The following is a 16,468-nucleotide window of genomic DNA, read 5'->3' as shown; positions in this document are numbered from 1 at the left end:
GGGCCCGCACCGGCCACCGGGCCTGCGCCGACGGGCCCGCCGACCGGCAGGCCGCCGCCGGCGACCGGGGCGGAGCCGCCGCCGACCGGGCCGAGCTGGAACGAGGAGCCGCCGGACGAGCCGCCGGAACCGCCGCCGAACGAGGAGCCGGAGCTGCCGCCGCCGTGGTGGCCGCCACCGCCGCCGGCGCTGCCGGACGACCAGATGTCGGCGTCCACCGTCGGCGCGGGGGCCGGCGGGGGCGGTGCCAGCACCGAGTCGACGTGCACCGACACGGGGCCGTGCGAGGGCGCGGGCGGGGTGTAGTCGTACGAGCCGCCGCCACCGCCGTACGAGCCGCCACCGCCGTAGGAGCCGCCGCCCCCGCCGCCGTAGCCGCTGCCGCCGCCGTGCGAACCGCCGTAGGCGGCGGCCGAGTTGTTCTGGTAGCCCGAGTTGCCGCGGTGCCCGCCGCCGGCGGGGGCGGACTGCGGCTGGGTGTCCTGGCCGAGCGACACGTCGACGCCGATGCCGCCGACGTTGGCGTTGACCGAGATGCCGCCGTTGCCGTGACCGTTGCCGCCCGGGCCGTTCGGGCTGCCGGGCAGACCGGCCTGGTCGCCGCCGGGGGCGTTGTGGCCGTGTCCGTTGCCGTGGCTGCCGCGCGGGCCGTCCGGGTTGGGGCCGCCGTTGTGCTGGGCGTCGGTGACCGGAACGGGCTGCCCGTCCGGGCCGAGCAGGTCGAGCGGGCGGCCGTCGGCGCCGAACTGGACGATCTGCCCGTTCGGGCCGACCGCCTGCATCGCGGCGTTCACCGTGACGGCCTGGCCGTTGCCACCAGTCAGCAGGTGGCCCTTCTGGTCGGTGACCAGGCCGGAGACCTGGCTGCCGTCGGCGGCCGTCATCAGCGGGTGGCCGTCGTCGCCGAGCTTGAAGTGGCCGTCCAGGCCGAGGGCCAGCGTGATGCCGGTGCCGACCAGGGCGCCGGTCAGGCCGACCAGCAGCGGCTTGCCGTCCTTGCCGAGCAGCGGCTTGCCGTCCTCGCCCATCGCCACGCCGCTGACGGGCGTGCCGTCCGGGCCGACCAGCTGCTGGGTGCCGTCCGCGCCCTGGGTGACCTTCAGGCCCTCGACGCCCTTGACGCGCTGGCCGTCGTCGCCGACCAGCACCGGGTTGCCGTGCCGGTCGGTCTTGACGGTGCCGTCGGCCTTCAGCTCGGCGTGCACGCCGGCCACCCCGGCGACCTCCACCGCGCGGGCCACCCCGGACTTCGCCAGCACACCGGTGACCTGCCCGGAGCGCGCGGCCATCGAGGACTCGCGGTTCTCGCCGTGCAGGCCGCGGCCGTCGGCCTGGGCGATCCGCTCCAGGGCGACCAGCGGCGGCTCCTTGGCGAGCGACTTCGCCGCCTCGCCCATGTCCCGCTCCAGCTGCTCCAGCAGCTGGCCGATCTTCCGCTTGGCGTCCGCGACCGCGGCCAGCTCCTCGGCCTCGGCGACGCCCTCCTTCACCACGCCGGCCGCGCCGTTCACCAGGCCGGAGACCAGGCCGCCGACGCCGGAGGTCAGCTCCTTGCCGGCCTGCGCGATCTGCGCCTTGGCCTTCGCCTCGGCGGCGTCCGCCGCCCGGATCTTCTCGGTCAGCTCCTGGAGCACCGCGACGATCTCGGCCTTGCCGTGGTCGACCGCGCCGGCCGCCTTGTCCAGCGCGGCGGCCACCAGGCCGGCCGCCGCGGACGCGTCGTCGAGCTGGCCGCGGCCGCCGCCGCTGAACTGCTGCCAGTGCGTGCTGAACGCCTCCACCGCGGGGCCCGAGTTCTCCCCGGCAACCCGCTGCGCGGCCGTGTTGCCCCGGCGCACCAGGGCGTCCGCCTCGGAGCCGAACTCCCGCCACAGGCCGGCCGCCCGGCGCAGTCCGTCCTCGTCCGCCTGCGGCCATGCGTGGCCGGTCCGTGCCAGCGCGGGGGCGAGTTCCTCCGGCAGGTTCCTGGACACGTGCTCCCCCTTCGGGTGGTGCGGTTCGGCGTGCACAGCCGCCCGCCGCGTGCTCTGACTGCGGTTCAGGCCCGGCCGGTTGCGGTCGGGTGGTTCAGCGACGGCGCGTTGAAGTCCGCGCTGATCTCGCCGTCGGTGCGCTCCATGCTGTCCGCCATGGTGTGCAGGCCCTGGCCGATCCGGCCGAGCCGCTCCGCCAGACCCTGCAGCCCGGCGAGCACGCCCTCCCGGGCCTCGCCGTACGCGGTGCCGAACGGCCGGCCGGGGGCATCACCGCCCCACGGCGCGCCCAGCGCCGCCAGCCCGCTCTCCAGCTGCTTCGCCGCACTGCCGAACTCTTTCGAGACGGTCTCGAACTCCCGTCCCTCGCCGTGGAGTTCCCACGACCGGATGACGACCTTGTCGCCCATGTGCACTCCCCCGTGCAAGGGCGCTCGCGCGCCCGACTACCCCCGGCTGGGACATCCTAGGGCCGCCCGCCGCCCCCGCCGCCCGGGCTGCGGCCCTTTTCACAGCCGTTTCACCTACACCGACCGCCAAGACCCCCGGAAACCCGCCCAACTCCGACAAACCGTCCGCAAAGCCGTGCCACCGCACCACGGCCGCCCCGGCCCAGGCCATACCCTTGCCGGGTGGCACCTGCTGAGAGCGCGAAGAAGAAGAACAAGAAGTCCGAGAAGCCCGGCAAGGGCCCGGTCGTCGACCTGGCGATGCCCACCGTCCGCGAAGTCGCCCTCGACTTCCCGCGCGCCTGGGTCGAGTTCACCGATCCCGCCGACGAGGACCAGGTGTTCCGCTGCGACCTCACCTGGCTCACCTCCCGGTGGGGCTGCATCTTCGGCAAGGGCTGCCACGGCATCCAGCCCGGCCGCGGCGCGTCCGACGGCTGCTGCACGCTGGGCGCGCACTACTCCGACGAGGACGACGAGCAGCGCGTCACCGAGCACGCCGCCCGCCTCACCCCCGACATCTGGGAGCACCACGCCGAGGGCACCGACGCCAAGGGCCGGATCCGGCGCGACGGCGGCATCACCATGTTCGACGAGGACGGCGACCGGCAGACCCGCCGCGTCAACGGCGCCTGCCTGTTCCTGAACAGCCCCGGCTTCCCCGGCGGAGCGGGCTGCGCCCTGCACGTGCTCGCCCTGCGCGAGGGCCTGGAGCCCCTCCGGACGAAGCCCGACGTCTGCTGGCAGCTCCCGATCCGCCGCACCTACGACTGGATCGACCGCCCCGACGACACCCGCTACCTCCAGGTCTCCATCGGCGAGTACGACCGCCGCGGCTGGGGCCCGGGCGGCCACGACCTCCACTGGTGGTGCACCGGCTCCCCCGAGGCCCACAACGCCCCCGACCCGGTGTACGTCTCCTACCGCCCCGAGCTCATCGAGCTGATGGGCCCCGAGGCCTACGCGACCCTGGTCTCCCTCTGCGAGGCCCACAACCCGGCGCTCGCCCCGCACCCGGCCGACCCGCGGGGGTGATCGCGCCGGCCGGGCCGCTGGTCCCGCGGCCCCGGCCGGCTACTTGTCGATGTCCCCGACCACGAAGAACATCGACCCGAGGATCGCCACCATGTCCGCCACCAGCGTCCCCGGCAGCAGCTCGGTCAGTGCCTGGATGTTGTTGAACGACGCCGACCGGAGCTTCAGCCGCCAGGGCGTCTTCTCGCCGCGCGACACCAGGTAGTACCCGTTCAGCCCCAGCGGGTTCTCGGTCCAGGCGTACGTCTCGCCCTCGGGGGCCTTGAGCACCTTGGGCAGCCGCAGGTTGACCGGTCCGGCGGGCAGCTCCGCCAGCCGGTCGAGGCAGGCGTCCGCGAGGTCGAGCGAGTTCGCGGTCTGCTCCAGCAGGCACTCGAAGCGCGCCAGGCAGTCGCCCTCCTCCCGGACGGGCACCCGCAGGACGTCCTGGAGCTCCCCGTACGCGAGGTACGGCTCGTCGCGTCGCAGGTCGAAGTCGACTCCGCTGGCCCGGGCGATCGGCCCGCTGACGCCGTACGCGTGGACGTGTTCGCGGGACAGCACGCCGATGCCGGCGGTCCGGCCGCGGAAGATCTCGTTGCCGAGGACCAGGTCCTCGAACACCGGCAGCTGCGAGCGGACCACGCCGACGGCCGCGCGGACCCGGCCGAGCCAGCCGGCCGGCAGGTCCTCCTTGAGGCCGCCGACCCGGTTGAACATGTAGTGCATGCGGCCGCCGGAGGCCTCCTCCAGCACGTGCTGGAGTTCCTCGCGGCCGTTGAAGGAGTGGAAGATCGGCGTGATCCCGCCGAGTTCCAGGGGGTACGAGCCGAGGAACATCAGGTGGTTGAGCACCCGGTTCAGCTCGGCGAGCAGGGTCCGCAGCCAGACGGCGCGCTCGGGGACCTCCATGCCGAGCATCCGCTCGACGGCGAGGACCACGCCGAGTTCGTTGGCGAAGGCGGACAGCCAGTCGTGCCGGTTGGCCAGCATGATGATCTGCCGGTAGTCGCGGGCCTCGAAGAGCTTCTCCGCGCCCCGGTGCATGTAGCCGATCACCGGCTCGGCGGAGCTGATCCGCTCGCCGTCGAGGACCAGCTTGAGGCGCAGCACGCCGTGCGTGGACGGGTGCTGGGGACCGATGTTGAGCACCATGTCGGTGCTGCCGGGATCCCCGGGGAGCGTCTGCGCGCCCGGGCCGATGCCGACCGTGGTCTCCGTCATGGCCGTCGACTCCTTCATGAGGGGAGAGTCTGCCATCCCGGCAGGGCCGCGAGGTCGTCCGGTACCGGCATGCGGACCGCCTGGACCAGCCAGTGGAACGCACCGAGTCCGGCCGGGTCGGTGAGCTCGGCGGCCTCGCCGGCCCCGGCGAGGGCCCGCAGGTAGCCGGCCGGGTCGGTGCCGGCGAGGGCGAGCGGCGGGCGGGCGCCGCTGACGCCGAGCGCGTGCAGGGCGGTGCGCTGGGTGGTGAGCAGCGTCGGGTGGCCGGGGACGGCGGCGGAGTCCAGGGCGACGTGGGCGGTGAGGTCGCAGGAGCCGTCCGGGACGGGTGCGGTCTGCCGGCCGTCCCGGAACCCGGTGAGGGTGCCGTACGGGGGGCGGGTGTCGCGGGTGTGCGCGTAGTCGACGGCGACCGCGAGGCCGTGGTCGAGGGCGCCGACGGCGGCGGCCCAGGCGGCGTCCCGGGGGGTGCCGAGTTCGACGCGCTCGCCGCCGGGCCACCAGCGGTCGGCCCAGGCGGCGTCGTCCGGGTCGAGCGGTCCGCCGATCCGTTCGGTGCCGTCGGGGGCGACCTCGACGTAGTGCGGTTCCCCGTCCTCGTCCCGTTCGGCGAGGTCGAGCGGGACGTTGTCGAGCCACTCGTTGGCGAACAGCAGGCCGGTGACGGCGGCCGGCAGGTCGGGCCCCCAGCCGATCCCGTCGGGCAGGCCGGCCGGGCGGTCGGCGAGTTCGACGGCGTGCAGGGCGACCCGGGCGCGCAGCTCGGCGGGCAGCGCGTCGCGGACGGCGAGGGTGAGTTCGCCGCGGCCGGCGCCGACGTCCACGAAGTCGAGCCGAGCGGGTGAGCCGAGTGCCGCGTCGACGTCGGCCAGCAGCCGGGCCACCGCGCCGGCGAACCGGGCGGAGGCGTGCACGGAGGTGCGGAAGTGTCCGGCCGGGCCCTCCGGCCTGCGGTAGAAGCCGCCGTCGGGCCGGTACAGGGCGTGTTCGATCGCGGGCCGCCACCGCATCCATGTCATAGCGGGCGACGTTACCGGGGAGGAGGCGGTCTCCACCCTGGGGAGTAGCCCCGGATCGCTCTCCCGACGGACCTGAACACGCCATCGGACTCCCTAGGCTGGACACGTGCATCGACTCAACGCCTGGCTCCGCCGACATCCCATGGTGGTCGACTCCGCGTGGGCGCTGCCGGTGCTGTTCTTCGGCGTCCTCGCTGCGCTGGAGCAGACCGGGATGGCCGGGGAGTACCCGGCCACCCGGCACGGCGCGGGCGTGGCGGTCGCGGTGCTCCTGCCGCTGCTGATGGTCGTCCGGCGGCGCTGGCCGGACGTCACCACCGCGGTGGCCGTCGTCCTCGGCCTCGGCCAGGTCGCGGCCCGGATCGACCCCGGCGCGTCGAGCGTCGCCTACCTGGTGTTCGCCTACACCGGCGCGGCCTTCGGCCGGCCCTGGACGTCCAGGCTGGCGCTGTTCGCCAGTCTGATCGCCGGGCCGCTCACGGTCTGGCGGCTGGTGCCGGACTACGACGGCCCGAACGACACCTTCGCCCGGCGGGCCCTGCTGGCCGCGCTGATGACCACCCCGTTCGTGCTGTGCTGGGCGTGGGGCCGGCTGACCCGGGTCCGCCGCGCCTACCTGGTGGAGCTGGAGGACCGGGCCGCCCGGCTGGAGCGCGAGCGGGACGCCCAGGCGCAGGTCGCGGTCGCCGCCGAGCGGGCCCGGATCGCCCGCGAGCTGCACGACGTGGTCGCGCACAACGTCTCCGTGATGATCGTCCAGGCGGACGGCGCCGCGTACGTGATGGACTCCTCGCCGAAGCAGGCCAAGGAGGCGCTCAACACCATCGCCTCCACCGGCCGCCAGGCGCTGGCGGAGATGCGCCGCCTGCTGGGCGTGCTGCGCACCGCCGACACCACCGGCGAGTACGTGCCGCAGCCGGGCGTCGAGGAGCTCCCCGACCTGCTGGACCAGGTCCGCACCGCCGGCCTGCCGGTCGAGTACACCGCCACCGGCGACGTCCGCGAACTGCCCCGGGGCCTGGAGCTGACGGTCTACCGGATCGTCCAGGAGGCCCTCACCAACGTCCGCAAGCACGGCGGCCCGGACGCCAGCGCCAAGGTCGCCGTCGACTTCCGGGACGGCGACCTGGAGGTGCTGGTCGAGGACGACGGCCGCGGCAGCACCCGCGAACAGCTCACCGCCGGCGGCGCCGACGGCCTCGGCCACGGCCTGATCGGCATGCGCGAACGGGTCGGTATGGTCGACGGCAGCCTGGACGTCGGGCCGCGGCCCGGCGGCGGCTTCCGGATCAGGGCCGTCCTGCCCCTCAAAGTGTCCAAATGAAGGAGACCCGACCGATGCCGATCCGCGTGATGCTGGTCGACGACCAGGAACTGCTGCGCACCGGCTTCCGGATGGTCCTGCAGTCGCAGGGCGACATCGAGATCGCCGCCGAGGCCGGTGACGGCCAGCAGGCGCTCGACGTGCTGCGCACCGCGGAGGTCGACGTGATCCTGATGGACGTCCGGATGCCCCGCCTGGACGGCGTCCAGGCCACCCGCCGGATCTGCCTCGACGACCGCGGCACCCCGGTCGAGGGCGCGCCCCGGGTGCTCATCCTCACCACCTTCGACCTGGACGAGTACGCGTTCGCCGCGCTCAAGGCCGGCGCGTCCGGCTTCCTGCTCAAGGACGTGCCGCCGGTCGAGCTGGTCGCCGCGATCCGCGCCGTGCACGGCGGCGACGCGGTGGTCGCGCCCACCACCACCCGGCGCATGATCGACCGCTTCGCCGAGGTGCTGCCCACCCCGGCCGCGACCCCCGGCTCCGCCGTCCTCGCCCCGCTCACCGAGCGGGAGCGCGAGGTGTTCCTGCTGGTCGCGCAGGGGCTGTCCAACGGCGAGATCGCCGCCCGCCTGGTCCTCTCCGAGGCCACCGTCAAGACCCACGTCGGCCGCATCCTCGCCAAGCTCGGCCTGCGCGACCGCGTCCAGGCCGTGGTCCTCGCCTACGAGAACGGCCTGGTCCGGGCCGGCGAGACGCACTGACCCGTACTGCCGCGCCCCCGGTCCGGCCGTCCCGTTCGCGGGCGGGTCACGGACAGGTGGGCGGGCGCAGAAAGCAGGGGCCCCGGTGCCCGTACCATTGAGCAGTACGTCTGGTACCCGCCGAGGACTGGAACGGAAGAGTGCTGCACGACTTCGGAGATCCCTCCGACCCCGGTAACCGCCCTGCCCGGCTCGCCGTCGGTGTGGTCGGGGCCGGCCGGGTCGGTCCCGCGCTGGGTGCGGCCCTGCAGCTGGCCGGGCACCGCGTGGTCGCCGCGTCCGGCGTCTCCGCCGCCTCGCGGCGCCGCGCCGAGTCCCTGCTGCCGGGCGTCCGCCTGGTGACGCCCCCTCAGGTGATGGCCGCGGCCGACCTGGTACTGCTGACCGTCCCGGACGACGCGCTGCCCGACCTGGTGAGCGGGCTGGCCGCGACCGACGCCGTCCGCCCGGGCCAGATACTCGTCCACACCTCGGGCGCCCACGGCGTGGCCGTGCTGGAGCCGGCCACCCGCAAGGGCGCGCTGCCGCTCGCGCTGCACCCGGCGATGACCTTCACCGGCACCTCGGTGGACGTGGCCCGGCTGGCCGGCTGCCCGTTCGGGGTGACCGCGCCGGAGGAGCTGCGCCCGGTCGCGGAGGCGCTGGTGGTGGAGATGGGCGGCGAGCCGTCCTGGATCCCGGAGGACGTCCGGCCGCTGTACCACACGGCCCTCGCGCACGGCGCGAACCACCTGGTCACGCTGGTCGCGCAGGCGATGGAGCTGCTGCGCACCGCGGGCGTCGCCGAGCCCGGCCAGATGCTCGGCCCGCTGCTCGGCGCGGCCCTGGACAACGCCCTGCGCTCCGGCGACCTCGCCCTCACCGGCCCGGTCGCCCGCGGCGACGTGGGGACGGTGCGCAAGCACCTCGACCGACTCGCTACCGTGACCCCGGACATCGGCCAGGCGTACCGGGCGATGGCGAGGGCGACCGCGCAGCGGGCGGTCGCCAACGGATCGTTGAAGCCGGAACCGGCGGCCGCGCTGCTGGACGTACTGAACGAGGAGAAGCACTGATGGCACGCGACAGGCGCCCGGCGAAGGCCCCGAAGGCGGCGAAGGTCCGCAAGGCGGTGCTGACCCGCACCGTGGAGGAGTTCGAGGCCGCGTTCTGGCCGGACGAGCAGCCGGTCGACAACGCCGTGGTGATGACCATGGGCGCGCTGCACCAGGGCCACGCGGCACTGATCCGGGAGGCCCGCCGCCAGGTCGGCAAGGACGGCCGGGTCGCCGTCACGGTGTTCGTGAACCCGCTGCAGTTCGGCGCCGGCGAGGACCTGGACCGCTACCCGCGCACCCTGGACGCCGACGTCGCGCTCGCCGAGGAGATGGGCGCGGACGTGGTGTTCGCCCCGACCGTGGACGAGGTGTACCCGAACGGCGAGCCGCTGGTGCGCCTGTCGGCGGGGCCGATGGGCGACGGCTTCGAGGGCGCGTCGCGCCCCGGCCACTTCGACGGCGTGCTGACCGTCGTCGCCAAGCTGCTGCACATCACCGACCCGGACTTCGCGGTCTTCGGCGAGAAGGACGCCCAGCAGCTGGCGATCATCCGCCGGATGGTCGCGGACCTGGACTTCGACGTGGAGATCGTCGGCGTCCCGACCGTCCGCGAGGAGGACGGCCTGGCGCTGTCCTCCCGCAACCGCTTCCTCTCCGAGGAGGAGCGCACCCGGGCGCTCGTCCTCTCCCGCGCCCTGTTCGCCGGCCGCGACGCCGGGGCCCGGGGCGCCAAGGCCGTCCGCGAGGCGGCCGCCGCCGTGCTCGACGGCGCGGACGGCATCTCCCTCGACTACCTCGCCCTGATCGATCCGCTGTCCTTCACCGAGGCGCCGGACGACTACCGGGGCGAGGCGGTGCTCGCGCTCGCGGCCAGGGTCGGTTCGACCCGGCTGATCGACAACGTGGGCATCATCGTCCGCTAGGCAGTTCCCGCAGAAGCCCCAGGCATGCACTCAGAGAGGCGTGACCACATGCTCCGCACCATGCTCAAGTCCAAGATCCACCGCGCCACCGTCACCCAGGCCGACCTGCACTACGTGGGATCGGTGACCGTCGACGAGGACCTGCTCGACGCCGCGGACCTGCTCCCCGGCGAGCTGGTCCACATCGTCGACATCAACAACGGCGCCCGGCTGGAGACCTACACCATCGCGGGCCCGCGCGGCTCCGGCGTCATCGGCATCAACGGCGCCGCCGCCCGGCTGGTCCACCCCGGCGACCTGGTGATCCTGATCGCCTACGGCCAGATGGACACCGCCGAGGCCAAGGCGTACCTGCCGAAGGTGGTGTTCGTGGACGAGCACAACCGGATCACCGGCACCGGCGGCGACCCCGCGGACGCCCCCGAGGGCAGCGGACTGCTCCGCGGGGACGCCGCGTACGGTGGGGCGAACGGCGCGGCCGACGCCGCCGCGCGCTGAAGGAGCAGCTGAAGCCATGTCGCACCGCCTGACCGCCCCCGCCCCCGGCTGGACCACGAGCACCGACGTGGTCGTGGTCGGCTCCGGCGTGGCCGGACTCACCGTCGCGCTCAACGTCCGCAAGGCCGGCCTGCGGGCCATGGTGGTCACCAAGGCGATGCTCGACGACGGCTCCACCCGCTGGGCCCAGGGCGGCATCGCCGCCGCCCTGGGCGAAGGCGACACCCCGGAGCAGCACCTCCAGGACACCCTGGTCGCCGGCGCCGGCCTGTGCGACGAGGAGGCGGTGCGCACCCTGGTCACCGAGGGCCCGGACGCGGTGCGCCGGCTCATCGAGGTGGGCGCCGAGTTCGACCTCGACGAGGACGGCGAGATCGTCCTCACCCGCGAGGGCGGCCACCACCGCCGCCGGATCGCGCACGCCGGCGGCGACGCCACCGGTGCCGAGATCGAGCGCGCCCTGGTCGCCGCCGTCGAGGCCGACCCGGGCCTCGAACTCATCGAGCACGCCCTCGTCCTGGACCTGCTCACCGACGCCGACGGCCACGCCGCCGGCGTCACCCTGCACGTGATGGGCGAGGGCCAGCGGGACGGCGTCGGCGCGATCCTGGCCCGCGCCGTGGTGCTGGCGTCCGGCGGCATGGGCCAGGTGTTCTCCGCCACCACCAACCCGGCGGTCTCCACCGGCGACGGCGTCGCGCTGGCGCTGCGGGCCGGCGCCGAGGTCACCGACCTGGAGTTCGTCCAGTTCCACCCGACCGTGCTGTTCCTCGGCGCGGACGCGCAGGGCCAGCAGCCGCTGGTCTCCGAGGCCGTCCGCGGCGAGGGCGCGCACCTGGTCGACGCGGACGGCGTGCGCTTCATGGTCGGCCGGCACGAGCTGGCCGAGCTCGCCCCGCGCGACATCGTCGCCAAGGCGATCATCCGCCGGATGCACGAGCAGGGCGCCCAGCACATGTACCTGGACGGCCGGCACTTCGGCGCCGCGATGTGGGAGAACCGCTTCCCCACCATCCTGGCCGCCTGCCGCACCCACGGCATCGACCCGGTCACCGAGCCGATACCGGTCTCCCCCGCCGCGCACCACGCCTCCGGCGGCATCCGCACCGACCTGCACGGCCGCACCACCGTCCCCGGCCTGTACGCCTGCGGCGAGGTCGCCTGCACCGGCGTGCACGGCGCCAACCGGCTGGCGTCCAACTCGCTGCTCGAAGGCCTGGTGTTCGCCGAGCGGATCGCCGCCGACCTGGCGGCGCTCGCCGAGGCCGGGCGGCTGCCCGCCCGCACCGTCGCCACCGACGCCGCGCACGCCGCGACGCCGGTGCCGCTGCTGGCCGCGGAGGGCCGCGGCGCGATCCAGCACCTGATGTCCACCGGCGCGGGCGTGATCCGCTCGGCGGAGTCGCTGGCCGCCACCGCGAAGGGCCTGGCGGCCCTGGCCGACCCGGCCCGCCCCGGCTCCCCGTCGGTCGAGACCTGGGAGGCCACCAACCTCCACCAGGTCGCCACCGCCCTCACCGCCGCGGCAGCCCTCCGCGAGGAGACCCGCGGCTGCCACTGGCGCGAGGACTTCCCCGACCGCGACGACACCGACTGGCAGCGCCACATCGTCCACCCCCTCGGCACCTGACGTCCCGCCCGCGCGGTTCGCCGCACCCCTGCTCTCGCACCCCGGTCCGCACCCCCTTTGGAGCCCGCTTCATGTCCCACTCCGACGAACTCCCCCTCCTGTCCGCCGAGTCCGACGGCTGCGGCGACGGCTGCGCGTGCGGTGACGGCGAGGTGTACGAGACCGGTCTCGACCCGGCGCTGGCCGAGCTGCTGGAGGAGGCCGGCCTCGACCCGGTCGAGGTGGAGGACGTGGCGATGATGGCCCTGTCCGAGGACCTGGCCGGCGGGGAGGACGTCACCTCGGTGGCGACCGTCCCGGCCGAGGCCGTCGCGACGGCGGACTTCACGGCCCGTCAGGCGGGCGTCGTCGCGGGCCTGCGGGTCGCCGAGGCCGTCGTCTCGCTGGTCTGCGAGGAGGAGTTCGAGGTCGAGCGGCACGTCGAGGACGGCGCGGCGGTCGAGCCCGGGCAGGTGCTGCTCTCGGTGCGCAGCCGGACCCGCGACCTGCTGACCGCCGAGCGGTCGGCGCTCAACCTGCTGTGCCACCTGTCCGGCATCGCCACCGCGACCCGCGCCTGGGCGGACGCCCTGGAGGGCACCGGGGCAGTGGTCCGCGACACCCGCAAGACCACGCCGGGCCTGCGCGCACTGGAGAAGTTCGCGGTCCGCGCGGGCGGCGGCGCCAACCACCGGATGGCGCTGTCGGACGCGGCCCTGGTGAAGGACAACCACGTGGTGGCGGCCGGCGGCGTCGCGGAGGCGTTCACCGCCGTCCGGGAGGCGTTCCCGGAGCTGCCGATCGAGGTCGAGGTCGACACCGTCGAGCAGATCCCGCCGGTGCTGGAGGCGGGCGCGGAGCTGATCCTGCTGGACAACTTCACCACCGAGCAGCTGCGCGAGGCGGTCGCCCTGGTGGCGGGCCGGGCGAAGCTGGAGGCTTCCGGTGGACTGACCCTGGCCACCGCGCGCGAGGTCGCGGAGACTGGTGTCGACTACCTGGCCGTCGGCGCCCTGACGCACTCCTCGCCGATCCTGGACATCGGCCTGGACCTCCGCAGTTCCTGACCCTTCCAAGCAGAAAGCGCCCCATGCTCCTCACCATCGACGTCGGCAACACCCAGACCACGCTCGGCCTGTTCGACGGCGAGGAGATCGTCGAGCACTGGCGGATCTCCACCGACCCGCGCCGCACCGCCGACGAAATGGCGGTGCTGCTGCAGGGGTTGATGGGTGCCCACCCGATCGTCTCGGCGGACGACCGGGTGGCGGGCCTGGCGATCTGCTCCTCGGTGCCGGCGGTGCTGCACGAGCTGCGCGAGGTGACCCGCCGGTACTACGGGGACGTGCCGGCGGTGATCGTGGAGCCGGGCGTGAAGACCGGTGTGCACGTGCTGATGGACAACCCGAAGGAGGTCGGCGCGGACCGGATCGTGAACGCGCTGGCCGCCAACCACCTGTACGGGGGGCCGTGCATCGTGGTCGACTTCGGCACCGCCACCACCTTCGACGCGATCAACGCGCGCGGCGACTACGTGGGCGGGGCGATCGCCCCGGGCATCGAGATCTCGGTCGACGCCCTGGGCGGCCGCACCGCGATGCTCCGCAAGATCGAGCTGGCCCGCCCGCGCAACGTGATCGGCAAGAACACCGTCGAGGGCATGCAGTCGGGCATCCTGTACGGCTTCGCCGGGCAGGTCGACGGCCTGGTCAACCGGATGGCCAAGGAGCTCGCCAAGGACCCGAACGACGTCCAGGTGATCGCCACCGGCGGCCTGGCCCCGCTGGTCCTCGGCGAGGCCGACTCGATCGACGTGCACGAGCCGTGGCTGACCCTGATCGGCCTGCGGCTGATCTTCGAGCGCAACCGGCCGGCCACCGCCTGACGTCCGCCCGCCCGGTCGGCCGCCGATCACGTCGGCGGCCGACCGGGCGTCAGATGCACCATCTCATAGGCCAATCGGGACAAACACGTCCTCAATCGCCATAAGTCGGACGTACGCCACGTACTGTCGAGCCATGCCAACGCCACACGGATCGCGCGGCGGCATGGCCTTCAGCGCCGACGAAGTCCGGGTGCTGCGCCGTGTCCTCGCCCAAGCTCTCTACCCGGCCGCGCCCGACCGGCTCCCGGTGCCCACCGCCGTCGGCGAACTGTGGGCCGAGGACGTCCAGGACGCGCTTCGACTGACCGAGGCCATCGACGAGGCGGTCCAGGAGGGCGGGCGGCTGCGCGCCTTCCTGCTCGCCGACCTCGGCCGGTACCGGGCCGCACTGCCCGGCAGCGCGGGCGGCTACCTGGACCGGCTGGAGGAGGCCGTCACCGACGGCTACCTGCCGACCGCCGAGGACCTGTCCGCCCTGCGCGCCCTGTCGCGCCAGCCGTGCGGGCCGCCCGAACACGCCCGCCGCTCCCGGCTCGCCGGGCGCTGCCACGCCCTCGCCGAGGCCGAGGTGCGCGAGCGGCTCTCGCTCGGCTCCGGGCAGCGCCACCTCGCCGCAGTGCCGAGCCCCGCGTCCGAACCCCAGCCCGCCATCCCAGTTGGAGGACGGTTCCCGATGAGCAGCCAGCACCCCCAGCCCCCGGCCGACCGACCCCGCCCGCGCCGGATGCCCACTCCCGCCGAACTCTTCGGCCGCCGCACCCGGCCCGCCCCGCCCACCGGCGAGGACGAAGCCCCCACCGGCGCCGAGCACCCCGAACTCGCCACCGGCACGGACGGCTGACGGACCGCCGGCTCCCCCGAACCCCCTCCCCGGAGGGGGTTCTCGCCGTCCGGGGCCGGGAACCGGCACCGCCTGACGGTGCGTCAATTCGCCGCGGCGTCCTCCTCGGAGGCTTTGCCACGCTTCGATAACGATTCCGGACCGATACGAACGAACCTGCCCCGAAGTGTCCGATTCCGATCGGAACATTGGCCGGATCCACCCCCTAACGTCGGGCGCGCACAGAATGTGCACACGATTCTCTTGGGGGGAAGATGCGCTTCTCGCGCTCCCGTTCGCTGGGGCTGGCCTCGGCCCTGGCCGTACTCACCCTGGGCAGTGCCGCGGCGATTCCGGCGCACGCCGCCGACGCCGTGCTGAAGATCGAGGCCCCGGACGCGGTCGCCGTTGATCCGTCGTCGACCGCCCCGGACCACGGCAGCGGCTCCACCGCGGTCCGTCTCGGACTGACGTTCAGCAACCACCCGACGCCGGCCAACGGACGCGTCACGGTCGACCTCGCCCCGCTGCAGGGCATCGCCTCGGTGATGCCGCAGTCCGGCTGCGCGGTCGTCGGCCAGGTGCTGACCTGCGACATGCAGACGATGTACAACGGCAAGCTGGACCTGAGCTTCTACCTGTACGGACCCGCCGCCGCCCGCGAGGCAGGCGCCACGGCCGTGCTGCACACCACCGCCGTGTTCGACGGCCGGACCGCCGGCGCGGACACCAAGGTGACGCTCGGCGGCAGCAACGTGACCATGAAGGACGTCGACACCAACCACGGCCTCAAGCCCGGAGACACCTGGACGCCCGACCTCGCCGTCACCAACAAGGGCCAACTCCCGGCTTCCCAGCTGTACTTCACCTTCACCGGCGGGATGGACCTGTCCTTCGTCCCGCGCTTCTCGAACTGCGAGTACGGCACCAGCGCCGACGGCGACGCGGTGATCTGCACCGTCCACTCCGAGCTGGCGGCCGGCGAGACGGTCCGCCTGGACCCGATCGGCTTCAAGGTCGACTCCACGGCGTACTACGCCTACGAGGACGTCCGCGTCACCACCGCCGCCCCGGCCAAGGACGGCTGGCTCGGCCACTTCGCCTTCACCCCCGGCCCGGCCGGCGGCCCCGCGCTCACCGTCGGCAAGCCGGAGCGCCAGGGCGCTCCCAACGGCGTGATCGACTTCGACCGCAACAACACCACCGCGCTCGCCGCGACCGTCCCGAACACCGCGGACTTCGCGGTGGAGGGCGGCTGGTCCCCGGACTCCGGCCGGCTCGGTGAGCTCACGGTCGGCATCGCCGACAACGGCCCGGGCTCGATCTTCTGGCGCTCCGGCTCGTACCCGGCGATCGTCCGGGTGACGGTCCCGAAGGAGGTCAAGATCCTCCGCGGTTCGCAGCCGAAGTGCCAGCCCAGCCTGCGGAACCAGGACCCGAAGGTGAACGTCTGGGACTGCACCACCACGTCGTACATCAAGAACGGTTACCGCGACTGGTTCTACTTCGACCTGGACCTCGACCACAGCGCCGGCCTGTCGGCCACCGTCACCATGCCGTCCATCGGCGAGGACGGTCAGGACGGCGGCATGCCGTGGGACCCGAACAAGAACAACAACACCGTCGTCATCCCGCTGGGCACCGCGTCGAACACCACCCGTCCGACCGTCCCGGGCGGCTCCCCGACGCCCAGCACTCCCGCTCCGGGCTCCTCCGCCCCCGGCTCCCCGACCGCGTCGCCGTCCACCTCGCCCTCCGGCGGGGCTTCCACCGGCGCAACCCCCGGCCCGTCGTCGACCGGTGCGGTCGGCGGCAGCCTCGCCTCCACCGGTGCGGACGGCATCGGCACCACGGTGGCGGCCGGCAGCGCCGCGATCGTCCTCGGCGGCGGACTGGTCCTCGCCAACCGCCGCCGCAAGCGCGGCGCGCACGAGTGACCAGCGGAACCTGACCCGCCGTCAGCACACCCCCGGGGCCGCCGGGACCCGC

The 16,468-nt window shown here is 74.1% G+C and carries 14 protein-coding genes and 1 pseudogene; 11 read left to right on the top strand and 4 right to left on the bottom strand.

Going from position 1 to position 16,468, the window contains the following annotated elements:
* Positions 1 to 1,973, bottom strand: a pseudogene (locus ACFV1L_RS35615) (hypothetical protein); the annotation flags it as partial.
* Positions 1,974 to 2,038: 65 nt separating this feature from the next.
* Positions 2,039 to 2,383 carry a WXG100 family type VII secretion target gene (locus tag ACFV1L_RS35610; protein ID WP_380374271.1) on the bottom strand — a complete coding sequence of 115 codons (345 nt, stop codon included), beginning with the start codon at positions 2,381 to 2,383 and terminating at the stop codon, positions 2,039 to 2,041.
* Between the two features lie 300 nt (positions 2,384 to 2,683).
* On the opposite strand from ACFV1L_RS35610, the gene ACFV1L_RS35605 reads away from it, so the two are divergent.
* The gene (locus ACFV1L_RS35605; protein WP_380374276.1) at positions 2,684 to 3,457 is read left to right on the top strand and encodes a hypothetical protein; all 774 of its coding nucleotides are present in this window, start codon (positions 2,684 to 2,686) and stop codon (positions 3,455 to 3,457) included.
* A 39-nt stretch (positions 3,458 to 3,496) separates the two neighbouring features.
* On the opposite strand, the gene ACFV1L_RS35600 is transcribed toward ACFV1L_RS35605, so the two are convergent.
* On the bottom strand, positions 3,497 to 4,660 hold the full coding sequence (locus ACFV1L_RS35600) for an NADH-quinone oxidoreductase subunit D (protein WP_380374268.1): 1,164 nt from the start codon (positions 4,658 to 4,660) through the stop codon (positions 3,497 to 3,499).
* 14 nt (positions 4,661 to 4,674) lie between these two features.
* On the bottom strand, positions 4,675 to 5,679 hold the full coding sequence (locus tag ACFV1L_RS35595; RefSeq protein WP_380374265.1) for an SAM-dependent methyltransferase: 1,005 nt from the start codon (positions 5,677 to 5,679) through the stop codon (positions 4,675 to 4,677).
* Between the two features lie 106 nt (positions 5,680 to 5,785).
* Here ACFV1L_RS35595 and ACFV1L_RS35590 point away from each other — a divergent pair, with 106 nt between their 5' ends.
* The 10 genes from ACFV1L_RS35590 (at position 5,786) to ACFV1L_RS35545 (ending at position 16,416) form a co-directional block, all read left to right on the top strand.
* Positions 5,786 to 7,003 carry a sensor histidine kinase gene (locus tag ACFV1L_RS35590; RefSeq protein ID WP_380374263.1) on the top strand — a complete coding sequence of 406 codons (1,218 nt, stop codon included), beginning with the start codon at positions 5,786 to 5,788 and terminating at the stop codon, positions 7,001 to 7,003.
* A 14-nt stretch (positions 7,004 to 7,017) separates the two neighbouring features.
* The gene (locus ACFV1L_RS35585) at positions 7,018 to 7,707 is read left to right on the top strand and encodes a response regulator (RefSeq protein ID WP_380374261.1); all 690 of its coding nucleotides are present in this window, start codon (positions 7,018 to 7,020) and stop codon (positions 7,705 to 7,707) included.
* 140 nt (positions 7,708 to 7,847) lie between these two features.
* Positions 7,848 to 8,762 (top strand): Rossmann-like and DUF2520 domain-containing protein, encoded by a 915-nt coding sequence (locus tag ACFV1L_RS35580; RefSeq protein WP_380374259.1) that lies wholly within the window; start codon positions 7,848 to 7,850, stop codon positions 8,760 to 8,762.
* Complete coding sequence (gene panC, locus ACFV1L_RS35575) at positions 8,762 to 9,667, top strand: pantoate--beta-alanine ligase (protein ID WP_380374256.1); 906 nt, start codon at positions 8,762 to 8,764, stop codon at positions 9,665 to 9,667. The genes ACFV1L_RS35580 and panC overlap by 1 nt, the downstream gene beginning before the upstream one ends.
* A 48-nt stretch (positions 9,668 to 9,715) precedes the next feature.
* Entirely contained in the window at positions 9,716 to 10,165 is a 450-nt protein-coding gene (panD, locus tag ACFV1L_RS35570; RefSeq protein ID WP_380374273.1) for an aspartate 1-decarboxylase, read from the top strand.
* Between the two features lie 16 nt (positions 10,166 to 10,181).
* Complete coding sequence (locus ACFV1L_RS35565) at positions 10,182 to 11,795, top strand: L-aspartate oxidase (RefSeq protein ID WP_380374254.1); 1,614 nt, start codon at positions 10,182 to 10,184, stop codon at positions 11,793 to 11,795.
* 71 nt (positions 11,796 to 11,866) lie between these two features.
* Positions 11,867 to 12,841: a carboxylating nicotinate-nucleotide diphosphorylase gene (gene nadC, locus ACFV1L_RS35560; RefSeq protein ID WP_380374251.1), complete on the top strand. Its 975-nt coding sequence runs from the start codon at positions 11,867 to 11,869 to the stop codon at positions 12,839 to 12,841.
* A 23-nt stretch (positions 12,842 to 12,864) separates the two neighbouring features.
* Positions 12,865 to 13,659: a type III pantothenate kinase gene (locus ACFV1L_RS35555; protein ID WP_035863765.1), complete on the top strand. Its 795-nt coding sequence runs from the start codon at positions 12,865 to 12,867 to the stop codon at positions 13,657 to 13,659.
* Between the two features lie 133 nt (positions 13,660 to 13,792).
* A complete protein-coding gene (locus ACFV1L_RS35550) occupies positions 13,793 to 14,500 on the top strand; it encodes a hypothetical protein (RefSeq protein ID WP_380374248.1) in 708 nt (235 codons plus the stop codon).
* Positions 14,501 to 14,754: 254 nt separating this feature from the next.
* The gene (locus ACFV1L_RS35545; RefSeq protein WP_380374245.1) at positions 14,755 to 16,416 is read left to right on the top strand and encodes an LPXTG cell wall anchor domain-containing protein; all 1,662 of its coding nucleotides are present in this window, start codon (positions 14,755 to 14,757) and stop codon (positions 16,414 to 16,416) included.
* Positions 16,417 to 16,468 lie beyond the last annotated feature (52 nt).

The organism is Kitasatospora sp. NPDC059646 (assembly GCF_042734615.1).
Taxonomy (GTDB): domain Bacteria; phylum Actinomycetota; class Actinomycetes; order Streptomycetales; family Streptomycetaceae; genus Kitasatospora.
Note: the sequence above shows the minus strand (reverse complement) of the source record. Positions and strands in the feature narration are given on the sequence as shown.